Annotated in this window: 17 protein-coding genes; 6 read left to right on the top strand and 11 right to left on the bottom strand. The window is 29.0% G+C overall.

Annotated elements, in window-relative coordinates; genetic code table 11:
* Both KKE07_02080 and lpxI read left to right on the top strand, forming a co-directional pair.
* On the top strand, positions 1-770 hold a 770-nt coding region (locus tag KKE07_02080), incomplete at its 5' end, for a Gfo/Idh/MocA family oxidoreductase (protein MBU4269647.1).
* Positions 767-1,573, top strand: a complete 807-nt coding sequence (gene lpxI, locus KKE07_02075; GenBank protein MBU4269646.1) for a UDP-2,3-diacylglucosamine diphosphatase LpxI — start codon at positions 767-769, stop codon at positions 1,571-1,573. The genes KKE07_02080 and lpxI, both read left to right, overlap by 4 nt.
* A 68-nt stretch (positions 1,574-1,641) precedes the next feature.
* Here the strand turns inward: lpxI and KKE07_02070 are convergent, their stop codons facing one another.
* From KKE07_02070 to KKE07_02040, 7 genes are all read right to left on the bottom strand, one after another.
* Positions 1,642-2,337: a tyrosine-protein phosphatase gene (locus KKE07_02070; GenBank protein ID MBU4269645.1), complete on the bottom strand. Its 696-nt coding sequence runs from the start codon at positions 2,335-2,337 to the stop codon at positions 1,642-1,644.
* A gap of 104 nt (positions 2,338-2,441) precedes the next feature.
* Positions 2,442-4,823, bottom strand: a complete 2,382-nt coding sequence (locus KKE07_02065; GenBank protein MBU4269644.1) for a hypothetical protein — start codon at positions 4,821-4,823, stop codon at positions 2,442-2,444.
* 143 nt (positions 4,824-4,966) lie between these two features.
* On the bottom strand, positions 4,967-5,707 hold the full coding sequence (locus tag KKE07_02060) for a hypothetical protein (GenBank protein MBU4269643.1): 741 nt from the start codon (positions 5,705-5,707) through the stop codon (positions 4,967-4,969).
* Between the two features lie 196 nt (positions 5,708-5,903).
* A complete protein-coding gene (gene ftsW / locus KKE07_02055; protein MBU4269642.1) occupies positions 5,904-7,007 on the bottom strand; it encodes a putative lipid II flippase FtsW in 1,104 nt (367 codons plus the stop codon).
* Positions 7,008-7,015: 8 nt separating this feature from the next.
* Complete coding sequence (gene murD / locus KKE07_02050; protein MBU4269641.1) at positions 7,016-8,455, bottom strand: UDP-N-acetylmuramoyl-L-alanine--D-glutamate ligase; 1,440 nt, start codon at positions 8,453-8,455, stop codon at positions 7,016-7,018.
* Positions 8,456-8,488: 33 nt separating this feature from the next.
* Entirely contained in the window at positions 8,489-8,965 is a 477-nt protein-coding gene (locus tag KKE07_02045; GenBank protein MBU4269640.1) for a hypothetical protein, read from the bottom strand.
* A gap of 15 nt (positions 8,966-8,980) precedes the next feature.
* A complete protein-coding gene (locus KKE07_02040; GenBank protein MBU4269639.1) occupies positions 8,981-10,162 on the bottom strand; it encodes an N-acetylmuramoyl-L-alanine amidase in 1,182 nt (393 codons plus the stop codon).
* A 155-nt stretch (positions 10,163-10,317) separates the two neighbouring features.
* Here KKE07_02040 and murB point away from each other — a divergent pair, with 155 nt between their 5' ends.
* The gene (gene murB, locus KKE07_02035; GenBank protein MBU4269638.1) at positions 10,318-11,238 is read left to right on the top strand and encodes a UDP-N-acetylmuramate dehydrogenase; all 921 of its coding nucleotides are present in this window, start codon (positions 10,318-10,320) and stop codon (positions 11,236-11,238) included.
* A gap of 4 nt (positions 11,239-11,242) precedes the next feature.
* Here murB and KKE07_02030 read toward each other — a convergent pair whose 3' ends face one another.
* Genes KKE07_02030 through KKE07_02020 form a run of 3 tightly spaced genes read right to left on the bottom strand, consistent with a single transcriptional unit; the run spans position 11,243 to position 14,322 of the window.
* Complete coding sequence (locus tag KKE07_02030) at positions 11,243-12,526, bottom strand: serine/threonine protein phosphatase (GenBank protein ID MBU4269637.1); 1,284 nt, start codon at positions 12,524-12,526, stop codon at positions 11,243-11,245.
* On the bottom strand, positions 12,513-13,652 hold the full coding sequence (locus KKE07_02025; GenBank protein MBU4269636.1) for a tRNA-guanosine(34) transglycosylase: 1,140 nt from the start codon (positions 13,650-13,652) through the stop codon (positions 12,513-12,515). The genes KKE07_02030 and KKE07_02025 overlap by 14 nt, the downstream gene beginning before the upstream one ends.
* Positions 13,642-14,322 carry a queuosine precursor transporter gene (locus KKE07_02020; protein ID MBU4269635.1) on the bottom strand — a complete coding sequence of 227 codons (681 nt, stop codon included), beginning with the start codon at positions 14,320-14,322 and terminating at the stop codon, positions 13,642-13,644. Before KKE07_02020 ends, KKE07_02025 begins: the two co-directional genes overlap by 11 nt.
* Positions 14,323-14,442: 120 nt before the next feature.
* Here KKE07_02020 and KKE07_02015 point away from each other — a divergent pair, with 120 nt between their 5' ends.
* Genes KKE07_02015 through KKE07_02005 form a run of 3 tightly spaced genes read left to right on the top strand, consistent with a single transcriptional unit; the run spans position 14,443 to position 17,038 of the window.
* Entirely contained in the window at positions 14,443-15,750 is a 1,308-nt protein-coding gene (locus tag KKE07_02015; protein ID MBU4269634.1) for a glycine--tRNA ligase, read from the top strand.
* A gap of 14 nt (positions 15,751-15,764) precedes the next feature.
* Positions 15,765-16,340: a DedA family protein gene (locus KKE07_02010; GenBank protein MBU4269633.1), complete on the top strand. Its 576-nt coding sequence runs from the start codon at positions 15,765-15,767 to the stop codon at positions 16,338-16,340.
* 44 nt (positions 16,341-16,384) lie between these two features.
* Complete coding sequence (locus KKE07_02005) at positions 16,385-17,038, top strand: TrkA family potassium uptake protein (protein ID MBU4269632.1); 654 nt, start codon at positions 16,385-16,387, stop codon at positions 17,036-17,038.
* Positions 17,039-17,091: 53 nt separating this feature from the next.
* Here KKE07_02005 and rplU read toward each other — a convergent pair whose 3' ends face one another.
* The gene (rplU, locus tag KKE07_02000) at positions 17,092-17,424 is read right to left on the bottom strand and encodes a 50S ribosomal protein L21 (GenBank protein ID MBU4269631.1); all 333 of its coding nucleotides are present in this window, start codon (positions 17,422-17,424) and stop codon (positions 17,092-17,094) included.
* Between the last annotated feature and the right edge of the window lie 158 nt (positions 17,425-17,582).

Below are 17,582 nucleotides of genomic sequence, written 5' to 3'. Positions count from 1 at the left end.
TAGATATGGTTGATGCTGTAATTATAGCAGTGCCAACAGAATATCATCATCAAATAGCAAAAGATTGTTTGCAAAAAAACAAACATGTGCTGGTTGAAAAACCAATAACAAAAACACTTGATCAAGCTATAGAATTATTTCAAATTGCAGAAGAAAAAAATTTGGCTTTGCATATTGGACATGTTGAAAGATTTAATGGTGCAGTTCAAGAATTAAAAAAAATTATTAACGATCCTTATCTTATTGAATGTCATCGCATTGGGCCTTTTGCAGCGCGAGTTCAAAATGACAGCGTTGTTCTGGATTTGATGATACATGATATAGACTTGGTATTAAATATAGTAAATTCAAAAATATCAACATCAGAAATAGTTTCTAGAAAAATAAAATCAAATCTGGCAGATATTGCCGTGGCACAAGTTAAGTTTGAAAATGGAGTTCTTGCAAATATAACCTCAAGCCGTGCTTCTCAGATAAAAGAACGAACAATGTGCATTCATCAAAAGGACGCTTTCATTAAATTGGATTTTACAACTCAAGATATTTTCATACACAGACATACAAGCGACAGTGTAATTGTTGGAAATAATCAATTACAATATAAACAAGAAGCTATGATAGAACGTCTTTTTGTTTTTAAAGACAATCCGTTAAAACAAGAAATAGAATATTTTGCAAATTCAATAAAATCCGGAAAACAACTTAACAATGCAAAAAACGATATTGCAGCGCTAGAATTAACATTAAAATTGGATAGTTTAGTAAAATGATTGCGATCATTGCGGGCACAGGTCAATTACCACTAGATGCTGCCAAAGCCCTTTTAGAACAAAATAAAAATTTTATTGTGATTTGTTTATTTCCAAATGACAATAAAGAGATCTTAGAACAAACACTTTTGGAAAAAAACATAAAAATTATTTCTCAAGAATTTTATAAAGCCGGAACAATTTTATCTTTACTACAAGAAAATTTTGTAACTGAAGTTTTATTTATAGGCAAAGTAGATAAAAGTAATTTGTTTAAAAATTTAAAATTGGATTGGCTTTGTGTAAAAACTTTAGCAAAAGCAGCTACAAAGAGTGATCAAACATTAATGGAAGCAATCATAAATACGGTTCAGGATTATGGAATAACTGTTTTAAAACAAAGCGATATTTTGAAAAATTTATTTGTAAAACCCGGTGTTTTATGTGGAAAACTAACGCAAGAAATTGAAGAAGATATAAATTTTGGTCTTAATGTAGCAGATAAACTTTCATTAATAGATATTGGCCAAACCGTAGTTGTTAAAAACAAAATGATAATTGCAGTAGAGGCAATTGAAGGCACTGATAACTGTATAAAAAAAGCTATTGAATTTGGTCATGATAATCTTATAATTTGTAAAACGGCGCATAAAGATCAAAACCAAAAATATGATCTACCAACCCTTGGGCCCAAAACTTTGGAAAATATTAAAGCAGGTCAAGTTAAGGCTATTGCATGGCATTCGGACAAAACTTTTATTTCCAATTTTGACCAATTTGTAAAATTAGCTAAAAATCTAAATATCACACTTATTTCGATTTAATAAAGTAGCCCAGTGCGCCTGTCCGCCGAAGCTTTATGCGAAGGCTAGGTATGCTCTGGGCAACAACATTACGCCTTTGGCATATAAAACTGATTTCCAACATCAATACCCATTAAAGAAATAGCATTTTTATATCCGCCATTTAAAAACCATTCACGACCCTGCCAAATTTTTATTAATTTTGTTTTATAAGGATGCAAAGGTGTTACATGTTGGTATTGTGTAAAAGAAAGTTCTTTTAAAGCCTTTTTTGTACTTCCATTCATTTTTTCCAAAACCCATAAGGCTGCGGCTTCACCCGTTCTGTCTCGACCGGATTTGCAATGAATAAGAATTGGTCTTTGCGCATTGTCATACATATGTAAAAGTTTTGATAATTTTTTCTGGGTTGGAAATTTATCGGCGCTCATTCTGATATTACAAAATTTTACACTCATAGATTCAGTTACCATTTTTTCATCTTGCCACCAAGATTGATCTTTATTTGTACCTCTTAAATTAATAACTGTTTTTATACCATTTTTATTTATAAATTTTGCCAAATCAATAGAACTTAACTGTCCGGATCTGTAAAGATTCCCTTTATCAACAACACCCTCGTTGTTAACCTTATGTTTTACAGCATCAACAATAGTCTTTGGAAAAGATGTTATTTTTTTTATCTTATTTTTGAGTTTTTTGTGACCTGAATAAACATCACCTGAAAAAATAAAAAGATTGGCAACAAAGATAATTAATACCTTGTTAGTATTTTTAAAAAACATAAAAAGCCCCCCCGGCAATTTTGAATTATAACCTTCATTTAATACTTTATTATCGCAATTAAACGAATGTTACTCAAACGCCAGAAGACTTTTCTATTTGAAATTTATTGGGCTAGCAATATGTTTTTTCCGTCTTTATAAAACGCTCTCTCAGCCAAGCTACGGCCTGCAATTCCGCCAAAAACTTCTCCAAATTTTTTTGCTATTGCTGAAGAAATCGAATCCATAATTCTATCTGAAAAAAAGCTTAATCTTTCATCTGTAATTTCATTATTTAAAAATTCTTTTTCAAATTGAGCCAACTCTAATTCGGTAAAAGTTCCGGATTTTACAAGTGATGCAAAAAAGTATTGTTGCATTTGGTCGCCACCAGGCAAATCATTTTTCATAAAAAGATATGGCACATTATCTTTTACCATACTTTTCATTATAAATAATTTTTGATCCGGTTTGCTTAAATTTTTAAACTCGGATTTTCCAATAAGTTCTTCAGTCTCCAATATATTTTTAATATTTGAATCAAATACATCATGTATCAAAGCATCAGCCAATACTAAAGCAAGTCTTGATAAGATATAATTAAATTGTTTTTTAAGACCAAGAGCTATTCTTTTACCAATATATGAACCAATATTTACCGAAACGTATCCCATGCATCTATTTGTCCAATATTCTTTATCTGTAATTTTTGCATAATTTGTATTGCCAATATAGTAAATCGAATCCGATCCACTCAAAAAATCCAATCCTGTTCCAATGGGGTTAAAAAAGTATCTACTCAATTGCCATTCTTTATCTATTAATGGTATATATTCCTGACCAAAAACCGTATTTTTATCTATATTTGCCACTTTTTTCAAATTATTATTTTCAAAGGCTTTAGCCACACCTATTGGAGCAAATGTATTAACTGCAAATCTGATTAATTTAGGACTAATAAGTCCAAGTGTTTTATTTTCTATTGCCTCTAAAGTTTTATAGTCAACTTTAGAATAAACTTGATGTTCAAGATAATCTGCAAAAGAGATATAACCATCTTTTATGGAAAACCAAACAGCACTTTTCATGTGTGTAGAATTTTTTGGAAAATTAAAATTAAACTTGTCATCATCAAGTAATGTGAAAACTAAATTGGGATATTTAGAATAAACATATGCAGAGCCAACCCGGAAAAAAGTTCGCATAAACCAATTTTGTTTATCAACTAAAAAATTTGGGTCAAGATAAAACCCAAATGCATCGGATTGTATTTTTTTAAATGCATTGGCAACATCAATTTTTCCTGTTCTAACATCAGAAATTATTTTTAAAAGATATACCGGGAAAAAAAGTGAACTTATTGCACTATCGCCTAAAAGTAATTTAAATAAATATTTTTTATTATCTTTATTATCTTGCAAATAATAATTTAAAAACTTTTTATAAAATCCATATGAAAATAGTATGGCAGGAGCAAATTTTGCAACATCATCGGCACCGTGTAAAATTTTATTTGCAGCAACGCCTACAGGTCCGGCTTGAGCCAACATAAACGAAGTTGAATCAAAATTACCTTTATTGTCTATTGCAAAAACAAATGGCTTAAACTCTTCAAATATCTGATCTTTCCAATAAATTGCCGCTTCAACTTTTTCTTTATCCAACTTATTTGATTTTATGAACTTATCAAGATTCGAAACAACCTTTTTAAAAGCAACTTTAAATCTTAGATTTTCATTTTTAATATACAAAGCCAATGCGTCAAACATTTCAGGAAATTTACCTAATGATAATAGTTTTACGATTTCTTTTAAACTATTAAATTTAGTTAAGTTATCTTTTTTCAATTTATTTTTAATATCAGGCAAAAGATTTTCTAAAGATTCTAAAATATTTTTAAGCTCTTTTTTAGTTGCATCGTCCAATTGATTATTCTGAATTTTTAAAATAAAAGCTTGGTCTAAAATTATTTCTTGAATTTTATCAGCAACACTTACAAAGACTTCAGTTTGAATTACAAGCTTTAAATCCTTTAATAAACCAATTATTGGAAATAATGGATTTAAATTAAATATTCTAACCATCACATTACCGCTAAGTTGCCATGTCGACATTACTTCAGTCTTAAGTTCATCGGTAAATTGATCTGCCATGGCTGCAGGATTTTTGAAAAAATTTACCAAATCCATATTTGAAGACAAAATATCGCTGTTATTATTGTCACTATTTTCCGGCTCTTTACCAAGATTATTTAAAATATCATCTTGAATTTCACTTGGGTCAAACTCGTTTGAATCAAGATTATCAAATTGCTCCAAAAATTTATCTAAAGCCGCAGTGTCATTTGGTTGCTGCTCCTGCGCTAAACGGGTTATGCCATTACTTTCGCTTACAGCTGTAATTATTTTTACACAATTTCTATTTTCAGGACTTTTGGCAAAAGAAATGTTTTCTATAAAAGATATGAATATTAAGAAATAAAAAAATATTTTTTTAAAATTAATCATCTTATAATAAATCCCTAAAAGATCTTGGCCCCAAATATAGTTATATAACTTTTTAAGAGATTTATTATGTCAGCATCGATAAATTTGTCAAACAAAAAAGGCACGGTTTCCCGTGCCATTCTTGTTTATTTTAAAACATCAGATTAATAGTTAACCGTTACTGTATTTGCTCCGGTCACTTTCTTTAAATCCGATACATATTCAGATGTTGGTTTTATAGTTTTTTTATTAACTTCTGAATCAAGCGTTTTTGTAACTTTTTCAAGTTCAGCCAATTCACGTTTCTTATTGTTATAATTATTACCAGCCTGATTAACGTTTCCAATTTGTAATCCAACTAACTGTGTTTTGCCGCTACGAAGTTTTTTTCTTGCTTCAGCTAACTGATGATCTGGATCGTTGGTCAAGCCTTCATTATGCTTTCTTTCAATATAATTTAAAACGCCCTTATATATCTTTGCAAACGGATATGCCGAAAATGCCAATTTAACTACTGCAGGCCAGTATTTTAACAAACTTGTATTACTAGTAGAAGATCCTGGAAAAATAGAATATATTCCGTACAAAAGTCCACCGCCAATAACAGCCGCCGGAATAGCGGAAGCCAAATATCTTTTTGTCCAAAGATAATTATTAATTTTTTTAGGTGTATCTTTAACAAATTTAACTGTTGTATCAATCTTATTATTTACAGTAGTAAGTCCATTATCTACAGCCGCCACACCTCTACCAACAAGTTTAAAACCGGCTACCGATCCATTCCAAATTGATTTTAATAAATCGGGTTGCTCATTCTTTTGTTCCGATACAACTTTCATAGCATATGAATTTTGGTTTGAACTAAGCGCAAATATTAATAAAAGTATACTTAGTGATTTTTTCATAAGAAAACCTCCAATATTATAAATTCACTAAAAATAACCACACATTTTAAAACCAAAACTTATAAAGTATTAAAACAATACAAGTTTCAATTTAACTATTAAAAGAATACTAGACTTAAAATATCGAACAACCGACAGGTACTTAATACCAAAAAAATGATAAAATACTATTAAATCAAACGATTCGAGCAATAATTTAATTTCTATTTGAAAAGTTTGCAATTATACCAAGCATACAAAAGATTGCAACCAGAGAACTTCCACCATAACTAATAAATGGTAATCCAAGCCCTTTTGTGGGTAAAAGACCGCAAGAAACCATCAAATTTATAACAGCTTGAATGGTTATAAGAACTACAAATCCAATGGTGGTAAAAAAAGCAAAATCAGATTCTAATTTTAACGCTATTCGAACGCCAAAATATAAAAACATTAAATATAAAGCGATTATAACCAAAGAACCTACAAACCCAACTTCTTCGGCAATAATTGGAAAGATGAAATCGGTATGTTGCATGGGAAGATAGAAAAACTTTTGAGAAGAATTGGAAATTCCAACGCCCCAAAATTTACCACATCCTATAGCTATAAGTGATTGAATAATTTGAAAACCACTACCTTTAGGATCGGCCCACGGATTTAAAAAGATTAAAATTCTATTTAACCTATATGATTTTGAATAAATTAAATAAATAATTGCAGGAATTGATAATAAAACCGTAGAAAATAGATGTATCATATTAAAATTTGCTATAAAAAACAAAACCAAAGCTGTAGAAAATATTGTTATAACCGATCCAAAATCCGGTTGTTTTAATAAAATTAAAAAAGTAATACCCAAAATTATTAAAAACGGCAAATAACTATGAACTAAAGATTTTACCTTTTTTTTCTTTTTTTCTATAAAATACCCTATATATAAAAATAAAAATAATTTTAAAAATTCACTTGGTTGCAAACTAAAATTTCCCAAAATCAACCATCTGGATGAACCATGCAACTTAAGCCCCATATTTGAAACCAAAGTTAATGTAGTTAGAATCAATGATAAGAAAAATAATAACGGCGTAAATTTTTTTAAACTATTTTGCGGCACAGCGGCAAAAATAAAAAAACTTATTATAGCCGGAACCAAATACAATAATTGTTTTTTAATAAAATAAAATGAAGATCCAAATTTTTCAAAAGCATATACGGAGCTGGAAGAATATATAAAAATAAAACCTATTAAAGTCAATGCCAAAACTATAATTAACAGGAATCTCAAATCTTTTTTTACTTCGTTATGATCGTATTCCATAAATATTTTTACCCCTTTTTACTTAAAATCAAATTTTTAAAGGAATCTCCCCTGTGCTTATAATCTTTAAATAAATCATAACTGGAACCGGTAGGTGAAAATAAAACCTGATCTCCGGGTTTTACAATATCAAAAACAGCTTTAATAACAGTTTCCAATGTTGGATAGCAACTATAACAAGAAAAGTTTGCACAATCTTTACCAAAACAAAAAACAGCTTTTATATTTTTTATTTTTTTCAAAAATTCTACTAATGGAGTTCGATCTACACCCTTTGATAATCCACCCAAAATTAAAATTATCGGTTTTTCATTTCTTGATAATTTAGCTACAGCTTCCATAGTTGATTGATAAACGGTAGATTTGGAATCATTATAAAAATCAATTTCATTAAAATTCGTAAATAATTCAAGTCTATGATTTTGTAAATTTTCCTGTGAATAAAAATTACTGGTTTTGGCAAAAATTAATTCCAGTTGTTTTAAGTCAAAATCTAACAAAAATAGTGTTGCCAAAATTGTAAGCCAGTTTTTTTCAAAACTAACATTTGGCAAATGTGTAATATCAAACAAAACTTTTTGTTCAATAATTTTATTGTTAATTATTTTATAAAAAATTAAATTGTTATTTGATACTGAAAAAATATTAAATTTTTTTATACCCAAATTTATTAGATTATCAAAAGATTTATTGAAATCTTGAGACATACAACAAAGTTGCGTTTGAGCTTTTAAAATTTTAGTTAAAAATATATTTTTTATATCAGGCGACAAAACATCAAATAAAAATTCTGACGGAAAAATAAAATATTGATTCTCATTTTGATATTCAAATATATGACATTTGGATTGAAAATAATCTTTCAAATCAATGTGCCAATCAAGATGATTCGAATAAAAATTTGTCCATATCGCAATATCGGGCGCAAATTTTTTATTTAATTTTAATTGAAAACTGGATAATTCTAAAAATGCCAAGTCCATATTATTTTGAGTAGCAACCAAATCAAGCATTGCATTTCCAATATTTCCTGCAGCACATGTTGATAAGTTTTCATTATCTTTCGTGAGCATTTTAGACGCAAAATTTGCAAGATACGAAGTTGTGGTAGTTTTACCCAAACTTCCGGTAATAGCTACAGTTTTTTTAGAAAAATAATCAGAAAGCAAATCAAGTTCACAAATGAATTTGGACTGATCATAAGAATCAAAATTTTTTAATTTAAATCCCGGACTTACAAAAATTTTGGTACTTTGTTCAAAAAAATTGGTTAAATTTAAAACATCAAAAAAAGAGACGCCCAAAGAATCTAAATCTTTTAACTCTTGCAGCGTAAGTTGTCGTTCATCAAATATATTTATTTTAAAATTTTTATCTAATTTTTTGAAAAAATTTAGAGCCGATTTTCCAACAATTCCAAATCCTAAAATGCCAACGCTGTCTTGCATTGCAGTAACGCCTCAAAATTAAATATTTTAAAATTATAAATTAACTATTAGGTAATTTAACATTTTTATCCAATTTTGCACAAATAATAGAGATGTTTTGGTATCAAGCTTTCCGGATTTAATAAATTTCAGACCATCTTCAAGTCTTTCTTTATTAATTTTTCCAACTCTTCTAACAAAAAAGCTTCTATTAATTTTTGATAAGATTAAATCAATACTTTCTTTTTCAGAAAAATCTATTTTGGAACTTTTTACAGAATCCAACAATAAAATTTCTGAATACAATCTATAAAATAAAATTTCTATTTTTTTAAAATATCTCTTAACCCATATTTTATAAATTTTATGAATTGCTGTGATAATTATAATAATAGAGACAAACGTTAAAAAATAATCCAAATGATGCACCAATACTTGCAAAACTCCGGAAATACCTGAAATTGCTTTGGTTGTACCTAAGCCCGGCAAACCTATAGGTGCAAATAAAAAAAGATAACTAAATAGTATCATGATTACTCCTAATTTTTATTTCGACGTCTCAACATATTTCTCAATACCCTTTGAAATACCAATTGCCAAAAGTTGCCTGTAAGCAGTAATCGACAACCTTTTAGCTTCTTTTGGATTTGTTATAAACCCAACTTCAATAAGAGCCGCTGGAATATCATTTTCCAGTAAAACTCTAAAATCATTTCGTTTAATACCTCGATCTATTACATCCGACACCTTTTTGCTATTTAAATATTCGATTATTCCATTTTGAATACTTAGAGCAAGTTGTTCAGACTGATCAATATTATTTTTTAATGTTATATCTGCAAGTTTTGCAATAGTTTCATCATTTTCATTAAAAACAAATAGAAATCCGCCTCTCCTGTCTCGAGCTAAAATATCATTTGAATTTAAAAAATAAGATTCGATACCGGAAGCATTAGAAACACTTGGAACAGCATTTGCATGAATGGAAACAAAAAAATCTGCCTTTAATTGTGTTGCCAAATCCGTTCTATCTTTTAAAGATAAAAATTTATCTTCGGCTCTAGTTAAATAGACTTCAAAACCTTTTTTTTTTAACAAAAGTTGAACACGACGAGCAATATCAAGTGTTAATTCCTTCTCTTTTAATAAAAAAAAACCCAGCGCACCGGTATCTTGTCCACCATGTCCGGCATCAACTAAAATACGATTTTTTTTTTGCAATTCAGAATTTTTACAATCAATTAATTTATTATCAAAATCGTTTGATTTATTTTTTGCATAAAGCAACTGTTTTCCCTGTTCCTGTAATTTTTGTAAATCACTTTTTTTAAAAAAATCGATTAATAATCTTGCCGGATCTTCAAGTTTATTCCAGCGAATTAAAATATCATCAGTTGAAAAAGTTATTAATATGACAACTCTTGGACTTGGTGCCTGTGAATAAAACAATTCGGCTTTTTTTATAATGTCGCCCAAACTTTTTATAGATTCCACAACATTTTTTTCTTTAAAATCTTGTATATTCATAGCCGGAAAAGATATTTCCAACTGCATCTTTTCAGCATCTATTCTTTTTTCAAAATATAAAGAATTTGTAAATTCAAAAAAAAGTTGTGGCGCCAATCTTTTATTACAAATTTCAACATACTTTAAAGAATTTATTGAATAAACTGATCTTGAACTTAATAAGACGCACAAAATGATAATTTTTTTGAAATAAGTATTCATAAGCCCACCCCTTTTTATTCTATTAATACATTTTTCAACCTAAATTTACTAAATAACTTTTCTAATTGTCAATTAAAAAGATTTATTTCTGAATAATTTGTATAAAAAGGGCAAATTTAATATTCTTATTTTTTATAAGCTTTTTTAGGATAATTATGAAAATACTGGAAAATATAAGTTTAAAAGATAAAAATTGGTTTAAAACCGGTGGTAATTCAAAATTTTTCTGTGAGCCTGAAACCGAACATGAATTTGTACTGGCCATAACTTTTGCCAATAAAAATAATCTGGAAATATTTGTTTTAGGTGATGGTGCAAACTTGCTTATAAGTGATAATGGTTTTAATGGATTAACAATAAGGCCTAAACTCAGAAATATAACTGTAAACGAAAACATGGTAACAGCTCAAGCCGGGGTAGAGATTCAAGATTTAATAAATTTTTGTCTTGATGATAACTTACTTGGCATTGAAGATTTCAGTTGTATTCCCGGATCTATTGGAGGTGCTGTATATATTAATATTCACTATTTTGAAAAATTTTTAAGTGATTATTTAATTAGTGCACAAATTATAGATTCAAAAACCGGTGAAATAATTGTTGTAAATAAAAGTTGGTTTAATTTTGGTTATGATCAATCTAAATTACAAAATAAAAATTATTTTTTAGTTAGTGCTACTTTTGAATTAAAAAAATGTGATAATTTGGAAGCTGCATATGCTAAAGGTCGTAGCCATGAGATCATAAGATACAGGCAAAGACAATATCCAACATCAAATACCTGTGGAAGCTTTTTTAGAAATTTTTACGAAAACGAAGTAAGTTTGGAAATTAACGGTAAAAAAATGATTTTCGTCGCTTACTATTTAGATAAACTTGGAATAAAAGGTAATTTAAAAATAGGCGGAGCTCAAATTTCATTTAAACATGCAAATATGATAGTTACAGATGATACAGCAACAAGCCAAGATGTTATAAATTTAGCAAAAGAGATACAAAATCTTGTTTTTAAAAATTATAAAATAAAACCAATTGCCGAATGCCAATTAATAGGTTTTGACGAAAATACTTTATAAAAAATTAACAGACAACTAACTGAAATTTAGGTTCCCCATTAATCATTTTTAAGCTTAAATAAGACGGTTCATAATAAAAACCGGATATAGCACATGCTATATGAATAAAAATTGGCTTTCCATAACGCCCAATGTCGCAAAATCCCAATGGCAAACTTCTTGTTCCATTCAAAACATCCTGAATATTATTTATTTTTTTTAAAAAAATTTCATAATTTTCAAATGTTTTAGATGTAAATAATCCATGAAAATGACCTCTTAAAAATCCATCAATTTCATATAAATCCATACGATTCAATGCCAAAAGAGTAGAATATTTATATGCACAGTTACGTACAAATACATAATTATTTTCAGACAATTCAGGATCCAAATCATCCCACAAAAAAGATGAAACGAAATCTTTTTTATTCAAATATATAGGGCCAGTAAGTTCAAATTCATAATCACCATTTAGTAAATCTCTTGGATCATAATTAAAATTAAAGCCACCATGATTTATTTGATATGTTTTATTTTTTAATTTTAAATATATTACTTCAGGCAATATGTTAAAGACAGACAAAATATTATAATAAAATGTTGAAACATCATCTTCAGCAATCTTTTTTTTCAATTCATCAAAAAATCCATAATACATATTCATACTGTAAGCTTCATGGTTACCCTTTAAAATAAACACCGAATCCGGATTTAATATTTTTAAAAAGAAAATAAAAAATAAAACTTCAAAACTTGCCTCCCCTTTATCAACAAAATCGCCGAAAAAAATAATTTTTCTATTGCCAATTATTTCAAGGTTTTCATTGAAAACATTATTAAGAAATTGTTTAAAAATTTGTATCAAAGAAAAAAAATTTCCATGAATATCCCCTAAAAAAACAATTTCGTCAAAATTATCAATCTCAATTTTTTTTGCATAATAAAATTGAAAATAATCCGGAGATATATTATCCATCATTTCAATATTTAAAGCTAAATCACACGAATTTTCAAAAAAATCTGCTGCATTATAATTTATCCACTTATTAGTGTCGTTTAAATCTTGCAAAATAAGTTTATAAACATTAGACGCCAATGAATAAAAAATAGAAGTCTCACTAATTTTGATTGGGTATTTTTCTGTATTATTTAATAATGCACAAATTTTACTAAAATTATTTAATCCAAGTTTTTTTATCGATTCTTTTAAATTTTGTGAATTATCAAACATCGCAAATATATTATTAAACGAAAAAAAAGAATATATAACAAATAAAAATATTTTTGTTTGTTTAAATTTCGTCATTCAAAATCCTATGTCTATAATCCTTCATTAAGTTGATCATGAAATAAATATTATGTATTGTTGCCAAAGTTAATCCAACAATTTCATGCGACTTAAATAAATGGTAAACATACGATAATGAATAATTTTGACATGTAAGACAATTACAACCATTTTCAATTGGACTATGAATATTTGCATTACCACTTTTAAAAACTCTCATTAACCCATTTTTTGTAAACAATAGACCGTGACGAGCGGCTCTAGTTGGATGTGAACTATCAAATGTATCAATACCTAAAGGAACAATTCCGGCAATAGATTCAAGATCTCCAATTCCTAACAAGTGATTAGGTTTATCTTGCGGTAAATTTGGCATCAAAGATTTTAACATATCAAACATTTCAAATCTATCTTTACCAACGCTACCACCAATTGCAAAGCCATCAAAATCAAGCTTTGATAAATTATCACAACTCTTTTTGCGTAAGTCTTTGTCTACACCACCATGTAAAACAGCATATAAAGCCTGCTTGTTGATATTTTTTTTATGTTCATCCAAAGACCTTTTTTCCCATCTATGCGTACGATCTAAAGATTTTAATAACTGCTTTGAATCTGTATGATATGGTAAAAGTTCATCAAAACTAACAATAATATCTGCGCCAATTTCTTTTTGAGCTTGAATGGATGTTTCAGGTGTTAGCAAAATTTTGGCACCATCTTTGTAAGATCTAAATAAAACACCCTCTTCGTTAATTTTTATAACTGAACTGTCATGTTTTTTTTGCCCCTTACTCTTTAGTTCTTGAGCGACTCCACCGTATGCAAGACTAAAAACTTGGAATCCACCGGAGTCTGTAATTATAGGAAAACTTCTTTTAGAAAATTTATGAATTCCACCGGCTTGTGCAATCAACTTTGAACCCGGCTGCAAAATTAAATGATATGTATTTGCAAACATTAACTGCAAACCCATTTCATCCAAGGTTTTATTATCCAGCGCTTTTAACGTTCCATTGGTTCCAACAGCAACAAAACAGGGAGTGTCTATTATTCCATGTGGAGTATGAATGCGACCAACCCTGGCTCTGGATTTTTTAGATTTATATATAAGTTCAAACTTAAAAAAATCATTAGAAGTCATTTGAATCCAAGTTTTTTATCAAATATTTTTTCGTAAAACCAATAATTGGCATAGCTATGAATGTAATTAATACTTTTATAGAAAATCCGACAACTATAACTTGTACCGGAGACCCAACTATTCCAAACAACCCAACAAAAACAAATATGATCGTGTCGATCAATTGTGTAAATATTATTGAAATAATATTTCTCAAAACCAAATATTTTCCATCAAATTTTTCGTTTAATCGGGCATAAAAGCTTGCATTAAATCTTAAAGAAACAAAATAAGCAAACATGGAAGCAATAACAATCCTTGGCGTAAATCGCAAGATTTCATTAAATAAAATATGAGCCCAATCATGCTGGCTTGGAATATAAGATAAGTGAATAAATGACATTAAAAGATAAAAAAACATGGCAAAAAAGCTAATTTTTATAGTTTTTTTTGAAAACTCAATGCCAAAATATTCTTGTAGCAAATTTATACCTAAAACTATTCCTATGACAAAAACATCTGCACATGTAGCATTTAATCCAAAAATCGTCATTTGCTTCAAAACAAATAGATTTGATAGCACCGTTTCAAGACAAATAAGTCCAACTAAGGCACTTTTACCCAATCTTAAGGCTAAAAACGTAGCTACTACAACAGATATGATGTGTAAAAAAAATATTAATTCGTTCATAATAATTAATTATAAATAAAAATAAAATAAAATCATATGGTAAAACAAACAAAAAATTATGTTATAATTACTAAAGTTTTTTAGTATTATAGCCTTTTTTTTATTACCAAGGATTTGAAAATGTCCTCAAATGTAACCCTTGAAAAAATAGTGTCTCTATGTAAGCGCAGAGGTTTTGTCTATCAAAGTGCCGAAATTTATTCGGGATTGAATGGCGTTTACGATTTTGGCCCACTCGGATCACAATTAAAACAAAATATTAAAAACGCATGGATTCAAGATTTAAATAGAGGTAAAGAGGATATTGTATTTTTGGATGGATCAATTTTGGGAGCACAACAGGTTTGGCAAGCCTCAGGCCACGCTGATAACTTCAGCGATCCATTGGTTGATTGCCAAAATTGTAAAAAAAGATTTCGATCTGACGATATAAATCTGGAAAAACCTTGCCCATCTTGTGGTATAAAAAAATGGACCGACATTCGACAATTTAAACTAATGTTTGAAACACAACTTGGAGCTGTTAGCAGCGAATCAAATATTGCTTACTTAAGGCCGGAAACAGCCCAATCAATTTTTATAAATTTTAAAAATGTTTTAAGTTCTACAAAAGTTAAAATTCCATTCGGAATTGCCCAGATAGGTAAAGCATTTAGAAACGAAATCACTCCTAAGCAATTTTTATTCAGAATGCGCGAATTTGAACAAATGGAAATGGAATTTTTTTGCAAAGGCGAAGATGCCAATAATTTCTTTGAGCTTTGGGTAGAACGTAGATTAAATTTTTACAAAAATATCGGTCTAAATATGCAAAATATAAAAACCAGACATCATGCTCAAGATGAGCTTGCGCACTATTCAAAAGCTTGCATAGACGTTGAATACAACTTTCCATTTGGTTTTAAAGAACTTGAGGGAATAGCATATAGAACAAACTTTGATCTTTCTCAACATGCAAAATTTTCCGGAAAAGATTTATCCGTATTTGATGATGAAAAGAAAGAATCATTTGTTCCACATGTTGTTGAATGTTCCGTTGGTGTAGATAGATTATTTTTAACATTATTATTTGATGCCTATACTGAAGATGAAGTTGAAGGCGAAATACGAACAAGCTTAAGATTAAGCCCTAAAATTGCACCGGTTACTGCAGCAATTTTACCATTAAGTAAAAATTTATCTGAAAACAGTATAAAAATTTACGATCACTTAAAAAAGAATGGTTTTAGGGTTCAGTTTGACGAATCCGGATCGATAGGCAAAAGATATAGAAGGCAAGACGAAATTGGCACACCTGTTTGCATAACATATGATTTTGAAAGTATTGAAGATAATAAAGTTACAGTACGAGATCGTGATAGTTTAAAACAAGAAAGAATTTCAATAGATCAAATCGAATATTATTTAAATAATATTTTGAATAAATAAAAAAGAGAGTTTTAATGAATATTATACGAAAAATATATGACTGGATGGGAAAAAAAGTACATTCAAAATATGCCAACTTGTGGCTTGCAGCACTTTTTTTTATAGAAGCTATTTTTTTTATTCCTGTAGACCCATTGCTTATACTTTTTTGTGTAGAAAATAGTAAAAAATCATTAAAATATGCAACCATTGCAACTTTATCATCTGTAGCGGGCGGTGTTTTTGCTTATGGTATAGGCAAATTGATGTGGGATACCATTGGCATAAACTTGGTTAAATGGATAATATCCGAATCTGCATTTAATGCCGCAATATTAAAATATAAACTTTATCAAAATTGGGCAGTTTTAATTGCAGGTTTTACACCATTACCATATAAAGCAGTAACATTATCTGCCGGATTTTGTGGTTTATCACTATTACCATTTATCTTTTATTCAATAATATCCAGAGGCGCCAGATTTTTTCTAGTTGCAGGGTCTATTAGAATATGGGGACCTCAAATTAAAATTTTTATTGACCGATATTTTAACCAATTGGTAATATTATTTACAATAATTCTTATAGCCAGCGTTTGGCTTTTAAAATAAAAATCGTACACTAAAATTATGCAAGTTTAACTATAAGGATAATTATGAAATGTACTGTTATTGGTTTAGGACGTTTCGGATATCAATTAGCAACATCTCTTGCCGATCAAGGCATGGAAGTTTTGGCAATTGATAGCAACGAAACAATAATTGCCTCAATTAGAGATAAAGTGACGCAAGCAGTTTGCCTAAGAGTTACAAGCGAAGATTCTCTTTTAACACTTGGCATAGAAGACATGGATACTGTAGTTGTTGCAATGGGGGAAGATTTTGCTCAATCAATTTTAATTACGGCATTACTTAAGAAAAATCTAAATGTAAAAAATGTTATATCACGAGCCGTAAGCAAAATTCACGAAAATATTTTAATTCTGGTTGGTGCCGACAGAGTTGTATTCCCTGAACAAGATATAGGAATAAAACTTGCAAATAATTTAGCTTTTTCTTTAATAGAATTTTTTCAAGTAACGGAAAAATTTGCACTAACTGAAATTGAAGCACCAAAAAGCTTTGTAGGTAAAACTCTTTCCAGCATAAATCTTAAAAAATCACGCCAAGTTTCATGTATAGGTGTGAATGTAGATGATGAAATAAATTTAATAGATCCGGATTATATAGTTCAGCAAGGCGATAAATTATTATTCGCCGGTAATAATGATAAGTTAGCAGATCTGGCAGAAGAAAAAGAAGAAGAATAAAAAAGAGCAGGTTTTAAACCTGCTCTTTTTTATTTTATTTGCACTAAAAATAATTAGATTGATTCAATTCTAATTATGGTCATTAATTGTCTATGACCTTTTTTGGTTCGTTGTTTATGACGTCTTTTATGTCTGAAAACTATTACTTTGGGACCTTTATCTTGTTTTACAATAGAAGCATGCAAAACTGCACCGTTAACAAACGGTTGTCCTATTTCGAATTTATCTTCACCAGTTTTGCGAAATAACACTTCTTTAAATTCAACTTTATCTCCGGCATTTCCCTCAATTTTTTCTATTGAAACTGTTTTTCCAGGTATTGCCTGATACTGTTTTCCACCTGTTGCAAAAATTGCATATTGATCAAATGCTATAATATCTTTCATGCGTAAATCCGCCTTTCAACAACCCAAAGGTCCTAAAATTTTAAGTATTTTTACTAATTTATATCAAATAAACGGGTAAATATACTATACCAAAAATGCTCTTGGTGTCCAGCTAAAAGCCTAAACAATTATAAATTTTGATCAATATGCAATTTTTG

Source organism: Candidatus Dependentiae bacterium (assembly GCA_018897535.1).
Classification (GTDB): Bacteria; Babelota; Babeliae; order Babelales; family UASB340; genus UASB340.
The sequence above is the reverse complement of the archived record's forward strand: the minus strand, read 5'-3'. Positions and strand labels throughout refer to the sequence as shown.